Origin of the sequence: Paenibacillus donghaensis, from assembly GCF_002192415.1 — a bacterium.
GTDB lineage: Bacteria > Bacillota > Bacilli > Paenibacillales > Paenibacillaceae > Paenibacillus_AQ > Paenibacillus_AQ donghaensis.
Window position 1 is genome coordinate 2,636,056 of record NZ_CP021780.1, and the last position, 16,331, is coordinate 2,652,386.

The 16,331-nt window shown below is 52.2% G+C and carries 15 protein-coding genes; 12 read left to right on the top strand and 3 right to left on the bottom strand.

The window, feature by feature from the left end:
- The first annotated feature begins 11 nt into the window (after window positions 1-11).
- The 7 genes from B9T62_RS11520 (at window position 12) to B9T62_RS11550 (ending at window position 8,051) form a co-directional block, all read left to right on the top strand.
- Window positions 12-881: a carbohydrate ABC transporter permease gene (locus B9T62_RS11520; protein ID WP_157685577.1), complete on the top strand. Its 870-nt coding sequence runs from the start codon at window positions 12-14 to the stop codon at window positions 879-881.
- A complete protein-coding gene (locus B9T62_RS11525) occupies window positions 881-1,705 on the top strand; it encodes a carbohydrate ABC transporter permease (protein WP_087915387.1) in 825 nt (274 codons plus the stop codon). Before B9T62_RS11520 ends, B9T62_RS11525 begins: the two co-directional genes overlap by 1 nt.
- Window positions 1,706-1,773: 68 nt before the next feature.
- Entirely contained in the window at window positions 1,774-3,402 is a 1,629-nt protein-coding gene (locus B9T62_RS11530) for a response regulator transcription factor (RefSeq protein WP_087915388.1), read from the top strand.
- Window positions 3,387-5,111 carry a hypothetical protein gene (locus B9T62_RS11535; RefSeq protein ID WP_087915389.1) on the top strand — a complete coding sequence of 575 codons (1,725 nt, stop codon included), beginning with the start codon at window positions 3,387-3,389 and terminating at the stop codon, window positions 5,109-5,111. Before B9T62_RS11530 ends, B9T62_RS11535 begins: the two co-directional genes overlap by 16 nt.
- 33 nt (window positions 5,112-5,144) lie before the next feature.
- On the top strand, window positions 5,145-5,804 hold the full coding sequence (locus tag B9T62_RS11540) for an aspartate/glutamate racemase family protein (protein ID WP_087915390.1): 660 nt from the start codon (window positions 5,145-5,147) through the stop codon (window positions 5,802-5,804).
- Between the two features lie 22 nt (window positions 5,805-5,826).
- Window positions 5,827-7,266 carry a four-carbon acid sugar kinase family protein gene (locus tag B9T62_RS11545; protein WP_087915391.1) on the top strand — a complete coding sequence of 480 codons (1,440 nt, stop codon included), beginning with the start codon at window positions 5,827-5,829 and terminating at the stop codon, window positions 7,264-7,266.
- Entirely contained in the window at window positions 7,254-8,051 is a 798-nt protein-coding gene (locus tag B9T62_RS11550; RefSeq protein WP_087915392.1) for a beta-keto acid cleavage family enzyme, read from the top strand. Before B9T62_RS11545 ends, B9T62_RS11550 begins: the two co-directional genes overlap by 13 nt.
- A 311-nt stretch (window positions 8,052-8,362) precedes the next feature.
- On the opposite strand, the gene B9T62_RS11555 is transcribed toward B9T62_RS11550, so the two are convergent.
- Complete coding sequence (locus B9T62_RS11555; RefSeq protein ID WP_087915393.1) at window positions 8,363-9,268, bottom strand: aldo/keto reductase; 906 nt, start codon at window positions 9,266-9,268, stop codon at window positions 8,363-8,365.
- 161 nt (window positions 9,269-9,429) lie between these two features.
- Here B9T62_RS11555 and B9T62_RS11560 point away from each other — a divergent pair, with 161 nt between their 5' ends.
- The 4 genes from B9T62_RS11560 to B9T62_RS11575 all read left to right on the top strand — a co-directional run bounded on the left by B9T62_RS11560 (window position 9,430) and on the right by B9T62_RS11575 (window position 13,943).
- Window positions 9,430-9,981 carry a TetR/AcrR family transcriptional regulator gene (locus B9T62_RS11560; RefSeq protein WP_087915394.1) on the top strand — a complete coding sequence of 184 codons (552 nt, stop codon included), beginning with the start codon at window positions 9,430-9,432 and terminating at the stop codon, window positions 9,979-9,981.
- Window positions 9,982-10,350 carry a DMT family transporter gene (locus B9T62_RS11565; RefSeq protein ID WP_087915395.1) on the top strand — a complete coding sequence of 123 codons (369 nt, stop codon included), beginning with the start codon at window positions 9,982-9,984 and terminating at the stop codon, window positions 10,348-10,350.
- Window positions 10,351-10,443: 93 nt separating this feature from the next.
- Window positions 10,444-12,201 carry an ABC transporter ATP-binding protein gene (locus tag B9T62_RS11570; RefSeq protein ID WP_342746167.1) on the top strand — a complete coding sequence of 586 codons (1,758 nt, stop codon included), beginning with the start codon at window positions 10,444-10,446 and terminating at the stop codon, window positions 12,199-12,201.
- Window positions 12,202-12,203: 2 nt separating this feature from the next.
- Window positions 12,204-13,943, top strand: a complete 1,740-nt coding sequence (locus B9T62_RS11575) for an ABC transporter ATP-binding protein (RefSeq protein ID WP_087915396.1) — start codon at window positions 12,204-12,206, stop codon at window positions 13,941-13,943.
- Here B9T62_RS11575 and B9T62_RS11580 read toward each other — a convergent pair.
- Window positions 13,940-14,146 carry a DUF1657 domain-containing protein gene (locus B9T62_RS11580; protein ID WP_087915397.1) on the bottom strand — a complete coding sequence of 69 codons (207 nt, stop codon included), beginning with the start codon at window positions 14,144-14,146 and terminating at the stop codon, window positions 13,940-13,942. The genes B9T62_RS11575 and B9T62_RS11580 overlap by 4 nt on opposite strands.
- A 139-nt stretch (window positions 14,147-14,285) precedes the next feature.
- Here B9T62_RS11580 and B9T62_RS11585 point away from each other — a divergent pair, with 139 nt between their 5' ends.
- Window positions 14,286-15,146: a DUF421 domain-containing protein gene (locus tag B9T62_RS11585; protein WP_087915398.1), complete on the top strand. Its 861-nt coding sequence runs from the start codon at window positions 14,286-14,288 to the stop codon at window positions 15,144-15,146.
- Window positions 15,147-15,186: 40 nt separating this feature from the next.
- On the opposite strand, the gene B9T62_RS11590 is transcribed toward B9T62_RS11585, so the two are convergent.
- Window positions 15,187-16,251, bottom strand: a complete 1,065-nt coding sequence (locus tag B9T62_RS11590; RefSeq protein WP_245864422.1) for a helix-turn-helix transcriptional regulator — start codon at window positions 16,249-16,251, stop codon at window positions 15,187-15,189.
- Between the last annotated feature and the right edge of the window lie 80 nt (window positions 16,252-16,331).

A 16,331-nucleotide genomic window follows, 5' to 3' on the forward strand; every position in this document is an offset into this window, starting at 1 on the left:
GGGAGACATCCATGAAAGGAAGCAAATACCCTTTGTATTTCGCATTTCCGGCACTTGCGGTATTCCTGCTGTTCTTCATAACGCCGACCGTTATCGGCTTCTATTACAGCTTTACCGACTGGAACATTAACGCGGATACAATATCTTTCAACGGACTGGATAATTACCGGGCGTTGTTTCAAGAGCCGAGATTGCTGACCGCTTTTAAGAATACGCTTATATTTGCAGCTGCAGTTACCGTGTTCCAGAATGTTCTGGGGCTTGGATTGGCACTGATTCTGAACGAGGCACTCAAGGCAAAGAATTTCTTGCGTATGATCTTTTTTATGCCCTATGTCATCTCGCCGATCGTCATTGGCTATATATTCCGGGCCATCTATCATCCCTCGAACGGTATCATTAATCAAGCCTTGAACTCCGTGGGACTGGGCTTTATGGCCCAGGATTGGCTTAATGATCCGAAATTTGCCTTATTCTCAATCATTGTCACCGATTTGTGGCGGGTGACAGGCTTCTCAATGGTTGTCTATCTTGCAGGCCTGCAATTTATCTCCAAGGATTTAATTGAGAGCTCATCCATGGATGGAGCGCATTATTGGCAACGCTTCCGCTTCATTGTCTTCCCTCTGCTGGCGGCTTCTTTAACCGTGAATGTGCTGCTGGCGATGATTAATTCGATGAAAATCTTTGAAATGGTGATGGTGCTGACAGATGGCGGACCAGGGTATACGACAGAAGTATTCTTCACTTATATAAGGAATATGTTCAGTACAGGGCAATTTGGATATGCCACCGCGGTCAATCTGATGCTGTTCGTACTGGTTACCTTAATCGGTGTACCGGTGCTAATGGGCTTGAAGAAGAGGGAGATGGAATACTGATGCAGACAGAGAAACGTAGCAGGTTGATTGTGTTAGAAATCGTTGCCTTTGCGCTGGCCATTCTCATTCTCATCCCTTTCTTCATGATTCTGGTTAACTCCTTCAAGGACATCCGAGAATCCGCATTGTTTGGTCTGGGGCTCCCATCCGCATGGAAGCTGTCCAACTATAGAGATGTATTCGAGCAGGCCAACATTCTGCGCGGATTCAAGAACAGTGTGATGATCTCCGCTTCAGTAGTTGTGTGTGTCAACCTGTTTGCTTCCATGGCGGCCTTCGTCATTCAACGGAGGGATGACAAGTTCCTGCGCGGCGCTTTTTATATGTTCATTGTGGGCCTCATCGTCCCGGTCTCCATTGTTCCGACGATCAAGCTGATGAGCGATCTGCATATCAAAGGCACATACTTCAGTCTGGTGATGTATTACACGGCGGTGCTGCTGCCCTTTGCTATATTCATGCTGGTAGGATTCATGAAGTCGATCCCGCGTGAACTGGATGAAGCGGCATTAATGGAAGGGAGCAGCTATTTCCGGCTCTATGTTCAAATGATTCTGCCGCTTCTAATAACGGTGCTGGTCACTGTAACTATCGTGGTGCTGGTGTCCGTGTGGAATGACTTCTTTGGGCCATTCTATCTCATGACGGACAGCACCAAGTGGACGCTTGTGCTGCAGGTGTTTAACTTCGTCACTCTGTACAGCACCAATTGGGGCGTTGTATTTGCCTTCATGGTGATGGTGGTTGCCCCCGTACTGATCATTTACCTGTTCCTGCAGCGTTTTATCATAGACGGATTAACTGCAGGCTCATTAAAAGGCTGATCTTCATAGGTTATAAGTCCCCGCCAGAGCTTATCAGGCAACGTCATTCCACCTCGGAGGTTACAACCATGCGCAGAGTATTGATCGTTGATGATGAAAAATGGATACGCAGAGGTCTGATCCAATCAATTGCCTGGGGTGAATTGCAGCTGGAGCTGGCGGGAGAAGCGGAGAACGGGGACGATGCCTATGCAGTGACAATGGCTGAACAGCCGGATGTGCTGTTTCTGGATATGCGGATGCCGGGAATGGACGGCAAACAGCTGCTCGGACTGCTTAGTCAAGAGCTGCCGGAGCTGCTGGTTATTGTAATCAGCGGATATTCGGATTTCGAATATACCAAAGAAGCGATCCGTCATAAGGTATTTGATTATTTGCTGAAGCCGGTCCGCAAGGAGGAGCTGAACACTGTACTGGCCAAAGCCTGCAAGGAGCTGCAGCAGCGTGAGCATAACCGGCGTGCAGCCTTGCAGCACAGAGACGCGGGCTGGGTCCGGGCATTGCTGGACAGTTCTGCGGAAGAAGCAGGTGCTGGTGCTACAGACATGACCAAGTCTATGCCGCCAGAGTGGGTGGGCAAGGAGCTTATGGTGCTTATTGGGCAATCCGATGTCTTCCTGGAAGCTGTAGATTTGGATTCAGCTTGCCTGCTGAGCTGTCTCCGGGAGCAATTGGACCGGGTGAAGCCGCTTCTTTTCGGGCACGGAAGCTGGGCCTTTGAAGTCTCTCTTATGAACGGCGTTACCCGGAAACTGCTGCTTGTGTTATCCGGAAGCCGGCTCGGGCGGAACGATCTGCAGCGGGTAGGCGGCATTCTGCAGAATGTGCTGAAGCAGGCCGGTTGTCCCTCGGCAAGTGTCGGGCTCAGCACAATCAAACAGGAGGGAGGGCAGCTTCGGGGAGCTGTGCGGGAAGCGGAGCAAGCGCTGAAGGACAGATTGCTGGGACAGAGCGATCTGGTTCTGGAGGCTGAGCACAAGCGGGCGGCTTCCACATCCATTTATCCCGGTGAGCAGGAACGGGCCTTTCTGCTTGCCCTGCAATCCGGGAACTGCACTGCGGCTGAGCGTGAATTCTACGAATTTCTGTCTAAAATCTCAATGGATACGGTGAGCGTGGAGCAGCTGCAGCGAAGCTCGTTGCTGCTCATGTACGCGGTCGAGAAACAGCTTCAGGCTAAAGGTGCAGATTTCGGACATATTTGCGGGAAATCCCCGCCGGTGTACACGGAAATTCTGGATGCGAGAAATGATAAAGATTCAGTTACTGCCATATTCACAGAAGAGCTGATTCCTGCAGTAACCGGCTTTTATAACCGTCTCGGCGAGAAACAGGCCGGAAAGGTGGTGGAGGAAATGAAGCGCCAGGTGGAAGCGTATTATGATCAAGCCTTGTCATTGCAGGGAATTGCTCAGAGCTGTTATATGAATCCGGACTATGTAAGCCGGATCTTTAAGAAGGCAACCGGCAAGAGTTTTATTGATTACCTGACCGATGTGCGTATAGGCAAATCCAAGGAATTAATGAAGTCATCAACTTACAAAAATTATGAGATCGCACAAATGGTAGGGTATGAGGATTATCGGTATTTTAGCCGGATTTTCAAAAAAAGACTGGGTATGACCATAGGCGAATACCGTAATTCTGTCCGCCACGCCGATCTTCAAGGGAGAGAAGAACCATGTCGAAACATTTGATTCCTGACACACTGATGCTTGAAGAGAGAGCTTTGCACGCCATTAACGCGATTGTAGGCATTGCCGACCCTGATCATGACGGCATTCCCTTTTTTGCAGCTGATCTGATGCAGGAGCCTGCCTGCATGACCCATGGAGATTGGGATTACGGCTCCTCCCACGGGCGGATGATTGATGCGCTGGTGCTGGCCCGCCATATGACGGGTTCGGCAGAGGGCCAAGAGACGGAAGAGAAATACCGCGCGAATCTAATGTCCTTTTTCAAAGAAGATGGACTTAGCTACCGTCAAGTCAGTCCGGCTCATGATTGGGAACCTAACGCTAATCTGATCGACCAGCGGGCAGTCATTCTGTCATTGACCTCCTGGTATATGGAGAGCGGGGACCCCAAGGTGAAGGAGGCGGCAGACCGCCATGTGGCTGCTCTGAAGCGGATTGCCATTAAAGAACGGGACATCTGGTATTATCCCGCCTCTGAATATAAGGAAGGCGGCTGGCCTTCCTCAAATGGAATCCTGCTGCGTCTTGCACCGGACCCGGCCTCCTTCTGCGGCAGACTGGTCATGCCGCTGCTGAAATATCATGAGGTGACAGGCAACAAGGATGCTTTTGAGCTATGCCAATTCTTTACGGCGCTGATTATAGAGCGCAGCGGTGTGTTTAATGAGGACGGCAGCTTTAACACATCGCTTGCCTACCGCAGCGGGCATTTCCACACGCGTGTAGGGACGCTGGATGCGATTGCCCGGTTCGGGAAGTTTACCGGAAATGCAGCGATGATCGCTTGGGTGAAGAAGAGCTATGATTGGGCGCTGACTGTGGGAACTGCCTTCGGCTGGACTCCCGGTGATATGCATGAGCAGGCTTATGAACACGAGACTTGCTCGCTGGTGGATCTGATCTCAACCGGGATTACGTTGGCCCAGTGCGGTTATGTAGAGTATTGGGGTACCGTAGAACGATTCCTGCGCAATCATCTGACAGAATCACAGCTGCTCGATCTGGATTGGGTGCAGCAATCGGAAGACCGCTCGAACGACATTCATGGCGATATTTCCTATTATAAGGTAGCGGACCGGACCAGAGGCGCCTTCGCGGGCTACTCCGCCCCGAATGATTTCGTCTGTGATGTGATCGAGGGACGGGGACATACCAATGATCTGCAAATCTGCTGCCTCGGCTCGGGAACCCGCGGATTGTTCATGGGCTGGAGCAATACCGTTACAGAGCATCAGGGTACTGTAAGTGTGAACTTCCTGCTGAACCGCGGCTCTAAATGGCTGGATGTGCATAGCTATCTGCCCCATGAAGGCAAGATTATCCTGCATATCCATGCCGATATTTCCCGTCTGCAGGTGCGCATTCCCGAATGGGCAGGCTTCACCAAAATCCAATACACACGCGAACGCGGCAGCATTGTAACAACTGGGCACGGCAAAGAGTCAAGCCGCTGGGTGAACCGCTGCTTCCTGCTGCTGGATGAGGCTTATGAGGGTGAGACAGTGACGATTACGTTCCCTCTAAGCTTGCGTACGACAGTGGAGACTGCTGTGAATCAGAGCTTTGTCACCGAATGGCGCGGGGATGATGTGGTCAGCATTACCCCGCAGGGCAAGACCAAACCGCTCTACACTTCACGTGTGGTATTGGGGCAAGCGCCAATGAAGGAAGGCAGCTTGCGGCGTCCGGAGCAGGACTTTATCTGGTAATAATTAAAGACTAATAAGCGGGAGTGTGAAGAGATGAAGACTGTGGTAGCTGTGTATACAGGACAAGGGCTGGCTGATCCGCTGAAGGCGATCTTCAAGGAGCTGCTGCCAGACATCAGATTGGTTAGCATTATAGATGATAGCCTGATCGGAGATGTGGTGCAGGCTGGTGGGGTTCCACCCGGTGTAGCCAGAAGACTGGTGCAATATTTCCATAACGGGGAAGAGCTTGGAGCCGATGTGATTCTGAATACCTGCTCTTCCGTCGGTGAGGTTGCCGATGCTGCGCGGAAATTGATCGGGGTACCTATTGTGAAGATCGATGACTTGATGGCAGCGAAGGCGGTTGAAGGCTACAGCCGGATTGCTGTGCTGGCGACGCTGCCGTCCACGCTTGCGCCGACGATGCGGCTTATCCAGAGCAAAGCCAAGCAAGCCGGCAAGGAAGTTACTGTGGTCAATGGCCTTGCGGCCGGGGCTTTCGACGCGCTGGTCTCCGGCAGACCAGAGGAGCATGACGCCATTCTGCTGCAGACAGCTATAGAGGTTTCCGGGCATGCAGAAGTCATTGTGCTGGCTCAAGGCTCGATGGCCCGAATGGAGCAGGAGCTGCAGGCTGCAACAGGCATTCCTGTGCTCTCTTCCCCGCGCTTCGGCATAGAACAGGTGAAGGAACTGCTGGACACTCTATAGGACAAGAGGAAGGTGAGCATGGATGGAGAAGCAGAAGCTGAGTGAGCTACAGAGCAGTTTCCCAGAACCGGACTCAGAACGCCTGAAAGAGCTGTTATCCCGGGCGATTAAGAGCAATGCCAGTAAAATTATTGTCCTGGATGATGATCCAACAGGTGTGCAGACGGTACATGATGTAACGGTAATCACCGATTGGAACATAGAGAGCATCCGGAAGGGATTTCTTACCCCTGAGAAGGTATTTTTTATCCTGACGAATTCAAGAAGCTTCACGGAAGCGCAAACGAGTGCCGCACATCAGGAAATAGCCGAGAACATTATGGCCGTATCCCGGCAGCTGGATAGAGACTATATGATTATCAGCCGAGGGGATTCCACCATGAGGGGTCATTATCCGCTGGAAACCGAGGTGCTGAAGGATAGTATTGAAAGCAAGGCCAGCTACACCTTTGACGGTGAGATTCTCTGCCCTTTTTTCAAGGAAGGGGGCCGGTTCACGGTTAATAATATACACTATGTCGCGGAGCATGACCGGCTTACGCCCATTGGCGATACGGAGTTCGCCAGAGACAAGACCTTTGGCTACACATCTTCCGGGCTGGGGGAATGGGTGGAGGAGAGAACCGGTGGCGCTTTCAGGCAGGACAGCATGACGATGATTACGCTGGAGGAGCTGAGAGCCTGCGAGATCACGGCTATTGTGAAGAAGCTGAACGCTGTAACCGGCTTCAATAAAGTGATCGTCAATGCGCTGGACTATTGCGACCTGCAGGTGTTCTGTATAGCTCTATATGAGTCGTTGGCTGAAGGGAAGAAGTTCCTCTACCGGACAGCCGCGAGCTTGGTAAGGGTGATTGGCGGAATCAGCGAGCAGCCACTGCTGAGAGCAGAGCAGCTTATCGAGCCGGGAAGCGGGAGTGGAGGACTAATTGTTGCCGGCTCGCACACTTCGAAAACCACAGCACAGCTGGAGCAGCTGAAGCCTGGCGGCCATGTGGTCATGCTGGAGTTTAACCAGCATTTGATGGTGGAGTCTGAGGAGCGGGTGCAGCGAGAAATTGCCAGGGTGATTGAACAGTGTACTCTGCTGCTGAGTCAGAATCGAACGGTTGCGCTCTGCACAAGGCGTGAACGGCTGGACCTGAACAGCGGCAATAAAGAAGATGAGCTGAGAATATCCGTTAGAATCTCTGACGCGTTAACCCATATTGTCGCCAGTCTGCAGATTAGACCCCGCTTTATTATTGCCAAAGGGGGCATTACCTCCAGCGATATCGGAACCAAAGCCTTGAAGGTGCAGCAGGCTATCGTTGCCGGGCAGATCAAGCCGGGCGTTCCAGTTTGGATATGCGGCGAGGAAAGCAGGTTCCCGCAGTTGCCCTATGTGATTTTTCCGGGGAATGTGGGAGAAGAGTCAACGCTGAAAGAAATTGTAGAGGAGCTGACCTTATGCGAAAGATAATAATCTCTGTTGCCCCAACCTCTGCCCAGGTAACCTCCATCGATCCGGCCGAGCTAGCCAGGGAGGTACTGGACGCAGGACAGGCTGGAGCTGCCATGGTCCACATGCATGTAAGAGACAGTGGAGGACAGCTTACTGAGGATACCCGTCTGTTTCAAGATACAGTAGAGCGGATTATCCGCGAGAGCGACATTGTGATCCAGGCCTCGACGGGGGGGCTGTCTGAGCTGACGATTGAGCAGCGCTGTGCACCTATTCTCTATGACAAGGTAGAGATTGTCTCCTTGAATGTGGGATCAGTCAATCTTGGGGAGGCCATTTACCGGAACCCGCTTGGCGAGGTGAAGTATTGCGTGGCGCAAATTCTGGAGCAGGGCAAAATTCCGGAAATTGAAATCTTTGAACTCGGCATGATTCATACCGTACTGGAGCTGGATAAGCAATTTAACCTGCCGAAGCCGATTCTGTTTGATCTTGTACTGGGCCATCAGGGCGGCGCACCAGCTACCATTGAAGCCTTAATCGCTTTGCGTAGCTGCGTTCCTCAAGATGCATTGTGGGGAATTACTCATGCTGGACGAAGTGATTATACGATTATTACTGCAGCTATCGCGATGGGGGCGAGTCTGGTACGGATCGGCTTTGAGGACAGTGATTATCTTACTGAACGCGAGCGCGCAAGTAGCAATGCCCAGCTTGTAGCGAAGATCGCGGGTATAATTGAAGCTATGGAACTGGAGGTTGCCAGTCCGGCGGATGTCAGGAAGATGCTGAACGTGCGGTGATGAGCGGTAAAGGATGATCTCCTGCTCCCAAATTAAGGGGCAGGGGTCTTTTTGATGTGTTAAGGGTCCAATGGCACTAGTGTGGCACAAGTAACGGCGGATATAGTAGCAGGCGCAGACGGTAACTGTATTTCGTACAGCTAAATTAAACGTTTGGGCAGAAAAAAGAGATGTAACTGTATTCCGCGCAGTTACATCTCTTTATTTAGGCCTCAAACGCTGTTTGGAAAGAAAATAACTGCAGCAAATACAGCTAAAGTCGATTTTGTCCCATATTTATGCGAAATAGCTGTACAAAGTACAGTTAAGCTCTACACATGCTGCGTATAGCGGTTCGCCATGCTCAGACTGCGGATGATCTCCTGTTCGCCGGGAGACAGCGGAGCAACTGCAGCAGCTGCTGCATTCTGCCGCAGCTGCTGCATGCTGCTGGCGCCGGGGATGATCACGGCGACACCGGGATCGGCGAGCGGATATTGCAGCGCGGTCTGGGCAAGCGTGCGCCCGCCGGTCTGCAGCTTCAGCTCATCCAGCAGTGCAAGCAAGGCTTCCGGGGAGTACCCCAGGTACTCCTTGTCAATCTTGTGCTGCCCCTGATCGGTCAGCCGCCCGCCCGCAAGCGGGCCGCGGGCAATCAGGCTGATGCTGCTGGCCTTAAGCAGCGGCAGTACGGACTCCTCCGGCCGTCGGTCCAGGATACTGTACTGGCTCATGACGCTGACGATATTCGAGCGGTTCACATATTCCCTGATTACATTGGGGCGGATGGAGGAGATGCCGTAATAACGGATCAAGCCTTCCCGCTGCAGCTCCTCGAAGGCCTCGATCGTCTCGTCGATCGGGTCCTCCAGCGTTCCTCCATGCAGCTGATAAAGGTCAATATAATCGGTCTGCAGCCGCCGCAGACTGTCTTTCACAGCAGTTTTGATATATGCCTTGGACGGGTCCCAGCTCCAGCCTTCCTTGCCGGGAATCCTGCGGTTGCCCACCTTGGTGCTGAGAATGACGTCCCCGCGGCGGTGGCGGATCGCTTGTCCAACCAGCTCTTCATTCCGGCCATCATCATAAAGATCGGCGGTATCCAAGAAGTTAATCCCCAGGTCCAGCGCCTCATGCACAATCGAAACCGCCTGCTGCGGTTCTGTCCCGAGGGACATGCAGCCGAGGGCAATTTCACTTACTTCCAGCTCCGAACAACCTAACTTCCGTGTCTTCATCTAATCTACCTCTCCTTAAAAAATGTGGTTGTCGTAAAACCGTCCAGACGGTATACTATGAATCGTGAGCTTGAAAAAGTGTTACTACTTAGGCATGGGCATGCATGTTATCTATTATAAGGAAACATTTACCTAAAACTAAACTTGGAGGTGATGTACGGATGACTAGCAGCAATAATTCCAAACCGGATTTAATTCTAAAGGCTGCTTCCACCATTGTCCAGCGAGACGGTATGGCTCAGTTGACGCTGGAGGCCGTTGCCCGGGAAGCCGGGGTCAGCAAGGGAGGACTGCTTTATCATTTTGCCAGCAAAGATGCACTAATCAAAGCAATGGTAGACAAATCGAATGAGGTCTATGGAGATGCGGTACGCCGCCAGGCGCTGGCTGATCCGAACACAAGCGGAGCCTGGAGCCGAGCTTATGTGGAGACTGCCTTTGAATGTCCTGAGGAGGGCATGGATCAGAGCTCTGCCTTATTCGCCGCCGCTTTTGCCAATCCGCAGCTGCTGGAGGGCATGCGTGAGCAGTTTGAACAATGGCAGCATCAGATTGCCAATGACGGAAATGATCTGGTATTGGCTACAATCACCCGACTGGCTGCGGACGGATTATGGTTTGCCGAGATCTTTGGACTTGCCCCGCCGGATGCAGAGCTAAGGGATAAGGTCTATCGGCAGTTACTTGCTTTTACAGAAAGGGGACGTACATAAATGGCTTATTTATATTTAGCATTCTCGATTGTTGGAGAGCTGTTCGGCACTTCCATGCTTAAGGCTTCCCAAGGGTTCAGCAAGCCGCTGCCCTCCATAGGAGTCATCGTCGGCTTTGTGTTTTCCTTCTTCTTTCTGTCGATTACACTGAAGACACTTCCACTCAATGCAACTTATGCCATATGGTCAGGGGTTGGCTCAGTAGCGACGGTAATCATCTCTGTGCTGATCTGGAAGGAGAAGATTACGCTCGGCAGTCTGGCTGGTATTGCTCTAATCATTATTGGCGTGGTGGTACTGAACCTGTTTGGTCCGGGGCATGGGGAATCCCCTGCGGATACGGTATCCGGGCAAGTGTCCAGGCAGTAGCCGGCAGAATCGGTGCTTCATCGCACAGCCTAACTTGTAAGCGGAATGTATAATGTTAGTTTATAACATCTGTTCAAACCAAAGGTAATAGAGGTGTCTTCCTTGTCCAAGCTTATCCGATTTATGAAACCCCATTGGTTAGCGGCCCTGCTGGGACCACTGTTCATGCTGCTTGAAGTGAGTATGGACCTGATGCAGCCGCGTCTGATGGCCAGCATTGTGAACGAAGGGGTGTCTACCGGCAACTTGCTGCATATCCGCAATACAGGCGGAATTATGCTGGCTGTTGCCCTTGTAGGTCTGGTCGGCGGCGTATGTTGTACGATCTTCTCGGTAAAGGCTTCGCAGCGGTTCGGAGCGGACCTGCGGCAGGAGCTGTTCGGCAAAGTGCAAACCTTGTCCATCCGCAGCCTCGACCGGCTGGGCACAGGGTCGCTTGTCACCAGACTGACCGGGGATATCGTCCAGCTGCAGAGTCTCGTGCTGATTGCCCTGCGGATGTTTCCCAGACAAGCGTTTCAGTTCGCGGGCAGTCTGATTATGGCTTGCATCATCAGTCCGCGGCTATCGCTGATTCTGCTTGTTATGCTGCCGCTGCTGGCAGTGGTGGTCACAGTAACCACGCGTATGATGATTCCGCTCTACGGGAAGGTGCAGGAACAGCTCGACCGTGTTAATACGAAGATGCAGGAGAATCTGGCCGGGATTCGCGTAGTCAAAGCTTTTGTGCGCAGCAAGCATGAGCAAGACAGCTTTGAGTCCAGCAACAGCCAATTTCTGGCCACCAGCCTGAAGGCGGCTAAGACAGCGGCCTTAAATTCCCCGCTCGTCTCACTGATTCTTAATTTCAGTGTAGTGGCTGCCTTGTGGTATGGTGGTGTGCTGTCGAGAGAAGGGGCTTTATCCGTAGGGGATCTTGCCGCCTTCCTAACTTATATTTCACAGCTGCTGTTCGCTGCGCTCGGATTAAGCAACCAGCTGATGATGCTCTCCCGGGCCAAAGCCTCGGCAAGCCGGGTGACAGAAGTCTTATCGGAGCCGTCAGCAGAATCTTCATTAACCAAACCAGCTGTTCCATCTGCCCTGACTGCCACTGCTAACCGGACAACTACCCGGAGTGGACAGTTGGAATTCCGGGACGTGACCTTCAGCTACGACGGCAATGAGAAACATGCCGTGCTGCGCGATATCAACTTCACTGCTGAGCCGGGTCAGATTATTGGCATCATCGGCATGAACGGCTCCGGCAAATCCACGCTGGTCAGTCTGATCCCGCGTTTCTATGAAGTGACCGCGGGAGAGATCCGGCTGGATGGCCAGAACATCAACGAGCTGCCGGCAGAGGAGCTGCATCAGGAGGTGGGGATGGTGCTGCAGCAGGCGCTGCTCTTCAGCGGCACCATCATGGAGAACCTCCGATATGGCAAGCCGGAAGCGGCGCGGGAAGAGGTGGAAGCGGCTGCAAGGCACGCACAAGCGCATGATTTCATTATGCGGCTGCCGGCAGGCTACGACACTGTACTCGGTCAGCGGGGAGTCAACCTCTCCGGCGGTCAGAAGCAGCGGATCGCCATCGCCCGCACCCTGCTGACGAAACCGCGCATACTCATTCTGGATGACTGCACAAGTGCAGTGGATCTGACCACGGATCTGCGGATTCGTGAAGCTCTAAATACAGCCATGTACGACAGCACCTGTCTGATCATCGGGCAGCGGATCGCTTCCATTGAACATGCCGATCACATTCTTGTCCTCGAAGAAGGGCGAATCACGGCGCAAGGCACACACCAGTCGCTGCTGCAGAGCAGCAGACTGTATAGGGAAATTGCCTTGTCCCAGCAAGGAGCCTGACCATGACTACAACTGCAACGATCCGAAGATTAGGCAAATACCTGCTCCAGTCCCCGCTGCGGCTGGTATTTGTAACCATACTAACCCTATCGATAGCTGTGCTGAACCTGCTTGTGCCTTTCATAACAGGCTACATATTGGATACCTTTATTATTACAGGACAATATGAAGGTTTCCTGCGGCTGTGTCTGCTGCTGGGCGGTGTGACACTGGCAGCAAGCCTCGTCATCTGGCTGCAGAGCATTATTCTCGCTGATATTTCACAGCGTACCGTATACACTTTGCGGAAGCAGCTGTTTGAGCATCTACAAGAGCTTCCATTACCTTTTTTTGCCTCCAAAAGCCATGGAGAGCTGATGAGCCGCACCACCAATGATATCGATAACGTCTCGACGTCACTGAACCAGAGTCTTACGCAACTGATTTCCAGCATCATTATGCTGGTGGGCTCTCTGACCATGATGCTGCTGCTGAATGTATGGCTGACGCTGATTGCATTGGTAACGGCACCCCTGATCACCTGGTTTGCGAAATCGGTGGCTCGCCGGACACAATCCCAGTTCAAAGGCCAGCAGCAGGAGCTGGGTCAGATGAACGGCTTCATTGAAGAGACGGTGTCCGGGCATAAGGTGGTTCATCTGTTTCACCAGGAAAAGCGGATTGCCTCCCGGTTCGCGGAAACCAATGACCGCCTGAAGGAAGTGGGGATCAAAGCGCAGATCTTCTCCGGCCTGATGGGACCGTTCATGAATCTGTTCAGCCACACCACCTATTTGCTGATTGCTGCTGTAGGCGGCTGGCTCGCTATTAATAATCACACGACTGTCGGGATTATCGTCAGCTTCCTCGGGTATGCCCGCCAGTTCAGCGGACCGCTGAATGAAGTCGCCAACCAGTACAACATGATTCAGGCCGGTGTAGCCGGGGCTGAACGGGTATTCGAGATTATGGATGTGCCATCTGAATATGATGGGGAAGATTCACTTGCAGACATGAAGCCCATTACAGGTGAGGTTGAATTCAGAAATGTAGGTTTCGGTTATGACGAGGATAAAGAGATTCTGCAGGGGATCAGCTTCACGGCTCAGCCTGGGCAGACCATTGCACTCGTGGGTCCTACTGGTGCGGGGAAGACGACGATTGTCAACCTGCTGGGACGTTTCTTCGATACGAATGCCGGGCAGATCCTGATTGATGGCACAGATATAAGCACCATGAACAAAAACAGCCTTCGCCGTCAAATGTCCATGGTGCTGCAGGATGCCCATCTGTTCTCTGGTACGGTTCGTGAGAATATCCGCTACGGCAGGCTGGAAGCCACGGATGAAGAGGTGGAGGCGGCGGCCGTGAAGGCATACGCCCACGCCTTCATTAGCAAGCTTCCGGAAGGCTATGAAACCCCTTTAAGCGCAGAAGGTGGCAATCTCAGCCAAGGACAAAGACAGCTGATCACCATTGCACGAGCCATTCTGGCGGACCGGGCACTGCTAATCCTGGATGAAGCGACGAGCAGTGTCGATACATTGGCCGAAATCGAGATCCAGCGAGCGATCAGACAAGTCATAGCCGGACGAACCAGCTTCATGATTGCCCACCGGCTCAGTACGATCCGTCATGCCGATATGATTCTGGTAATTCAGGACGGACAGATCGCCGAGCGGGGCAGCCATGAACAGCTGATGTTGGCCGAAGGCTTGTATTACCGGCTGCATGGCAGTGGCTCGCAAACTTCAGAAGACTAGAAACCTTTGTACTGTGGTTCTTCTTTTTCGATTTCTGCAACACGGCTTTCCACCTGTTCAACGATCTGCTGGGTTTGTCCAGCAGCTTGCGTGAACAGGTTTTTGGCGTCCTCATTTTGTGTTCCAAGGGCGAACTGCTCCAGGCTGGCCTGAGCGCTTTTTAGGGAAGAGAGACAGGTTTTCACTTCTGAGGCTACGGTCATGGTTAACATTCTCCTTTATTGTTGGTTTAGTCTTCTTTATTAATGTGCATTCTGTCCTTCCTTTATTCAGCATATGTCCCATGGACGTTGGCAATACTGAAGATTAAATCTGATGATTACTGGATAGGGGGAGTTGACCATGCCGGAATGGCTGGAGGTTATTGTACGGACTATATTTGCGGTGGTTGTGTTGTTTCTGCTCACTAAATTATTGGGAAAAAGACAAGTTTCCCAGCTCTCGTTCTTCGAATACATCACTGGGATCACCGTCGGCAGCTTGGCCGCCTATATCTCACTGGATACCGACAAGACCTGGCATCTCGGACTGATTGCGCTCGTTGTCTGGATTGCGTTCTCACTGGGGATTGAATTTCTGCAGATGAAGAGCAAGAAAGCGCGTGACTTTCTCGATTTCAAATCTACGGTGCTGATCAAAGACGGCAAGATCCTGGAAGACAATATGAAAAAAGAACGCCTGACCACCGACGAGCTGCTGTCAGAGCTGCGCAAGAAAGACGTGTTCAAGCTGGCAGATGTTGAATTCGCCATTATGGAATCGGACGGTGCAATCAATCTACTGCTGACCCGTGAGAACCAGCCGCTAACTCCGAAACATCTGGGGATTCAGGTGGCTCCCGAGCAGGAGACGCAAGCCGTTATCATGGATGGAGAGATTTTGGATGATGCACTGGATATCCTTGGGCTGTCGCGGAAGGGGCTGCAGGAGAAGCTGGCAGAGCTCAATCTGTCGGTGCAAAATGTATTCCTGGGGCAGGTGGATTCATATGGTGAGCTGACGGTGGATCTCTATACCGATCAGGTTGAGGTTCCCAAGCTGGAGGAGAAGCCGCAGCTCTATGCGCTGCTGAAGAAATGTGAAGCGGATCTGGAACTGTTCAGCCTGTCCACCTCCAACGAGGAGGCCAAAAACATGTATGAGCAGTGCTCCTTACAGCTCCAAGAGATGCTGCGGACCTTGAAGCCTCTGATCCAGACCTGAAGCGTGTGAGCTAGAAGGGCAGGGGTTAGCTAGTACTGTATTATGAATACAGCTGCCAGATGAGCTCCCGGCGGCTCTTGACGCCTGTTTTGGCAAAAATCGATTTGAGGTGATCTTGTACCGTGTAGGCCGAAATATAAAGAGCTTCCGCTACCTCCTTGGTCGATTTCCCTTTGGACAGCTGTTCAACGATTTCTTTCTCGCGTTCTGACAGCCCGTAGGCTTCAGTAATCAGCGGGAGCAGGTCTGCTGCCTTGGCAGCTGTAAAAGAAACCGCCAGCTGTACCAGCCCGGAGGGGCCTTCGAGTCTGCTGGCGGTGATGGTCAGGAATTGTCCAGCCGCTGCCTGAAAACACAATTTGGCGGTTGGCAATCCGCCTTGAGGAAGCGGCTTCTCGGCCAGCGCCTGCAAGCTGACGGCCCGAATCGGTCCGGGCAGTTTCTGTTGACCCTGGCCTTCCGCCTGCTGCAGCTTGCCAAGCCAATAGTTGCCTCCGGAATTAAGGCTTATCGGAACCAGCTGCTCATCAAGCAGCAGAATGCCTTCCTCCAGCTGTTGTTCAGGCTCATTGGTGTGCAACCGGCTGAGCGTGCCCGCTTTTAACCTTCTGGCTATCAGCGGAATAATGTCCTCGATCCAGGTCAGTTCCTCCGCGGTGAAAAGGCCGTTATCCACACTGCGGAATAACGTCAGGAATCCCCAGCATACTCCATCCACCTTAAGTGCAGCCCGCAGCTCATCTGCGAAGCCAGCAGGTCTAAGCAGCTCGCGGTATCTTCGGCTAAGCTCCGGCTGTCCTCCCGTTATTTGTCCCAAGGCACTTACAGGGATCTTCGCATCGGCTAGCTGGCTGAACTTGTTATAGTCCTCGTGCAGATATTCATTATCCATCAGACTACCATGAATGGCCTCCACGCCTTGCTCTGTAATAGCGCCCGTAGTAAGTAAGGTAACCGGATCAACGGTTGTACAGCAGGCTGCGTCAAAGGGCAGTACCGTTCTTAGCCGGGTTAACATGATTTCTCTGTACATCAAAGAGGAGAGGTCTGCCTGATCCAGCTCTTGAAGTAGTTTAACAATTACATGGGAAGGTTCTTTCATCATGTCAGCCTCTCTAAATCCCATAAATGTGGGATGGTGGTTTTGCGTCGTTATCGTGATAATTAAGATTAGTTCTTAGTATA

What these genes read in the sequence shown, in the direction of transcription:
- B9T62_RS11575 (WP_087915396.1), top strand. Translation starts at nt 12,204, where the DNA reads ATGACTACAACTGCAACGATCCGAAGATTAGGCAAATACCTGCTCCAG.
- B9T62_RS11530 (WP_087915388.1), top strand. Translation starts at nt 1,774, where the DNA reads ATGCGCAGAGTATTGATCGTTGATGATGAAAAATGGATACGCAGAGGT.
- B9T62_RS11565 (WP_087915395.1), top strand. Translation starts at nt 9,982, where the DNA reads ATGGCTTATTTATATTTAGCATTCTCGATTGTTGGAGAGCTGTTCGGC.
- B9T62_RS11555 (WP_087915393.1), bottom strand. Translation starts at nt 9,268, where the DNA reads ATGAAGACACGGAAGTTAGGTTGTTCGGAGCTGGAAGTAAGTGAAATT.
- B9T62_RS11560 (WP_087915394.1), top strand. Translation starts at nt 9,430, where the DNA reads ATGACTAGCAGCAATAATTCCAAACCGGATTTAATTCTAAAGGCTGCT.
- B9T62_RS11550 (WP_087915392.1), top strand. Translation starts at nt 7,254, where the DNA reads ATGCGAAAGATAATAATCTCTGTTGCCCCAACCTCTGCCCAGGTAACC.
- B9T62_RS11525 (WP_087915387.1), top strand. Translation starts at nt 881, where the DNA reads ATGCAGACAGAGAAACGTAGCAGGTTGATTGTGTTAGAAATCGTTGCC.
- B9T62_RS11535 (WP_087915389.1), top strand. Translation starts at nt 3,387, where the DNA reads ATGTCGAAACATTTGATTCCTGACACACTGATGCTTGAAGAGAGAGCT.
- B9T62_RS11520 (WP_157685577.1), top strand. Translation starts at nt 12, where the DNA reads ATGAAAGGAAGCAAATACCCTTTGTATTTCGCATTTCCGGCACTTGCG.
- B9T62_RS11590 (WP_245864422.1), bottom strand. Translation starts at nt 16,251, where the DNA reads ATGATGAAAGAACCTTCCCATGTAATTGTTAAACTACTTCAAGAGCTG.
- B9T62_RS11585 (WP_087915398.1), top strand. Translation starts at nt 14,286, where the DNA reads ATGCCGGAATGGCTGGAGGTTATTGTACGGACTATATTTGCGGTGGTT.
- B9T62_RS11580 (WP_087915397.1), bottom strand. Translation starts at nt 14,146, where the DNA reads ATGACCGTAGCCTCAGAAGTGAAAACCTGTCTCTCTTCCCTAAAAAGC.
- B9T62_RS11545 (WP_087915391.1), top strand. Translation starts at nt 5,827, where the DNA reads ATGGAGAAGCAGAAGCTGAGTGAGCTACAGAGCAGTTTCCCAGAACCG.
- B9T62_RS11540 (WP_087915390.1), top strand. Translation starts at nt 5,145, where the DNA reads ATGAAGACTGTGGTAGCTGTGTATACAGGACAAGGGCTGGCTGATCCG.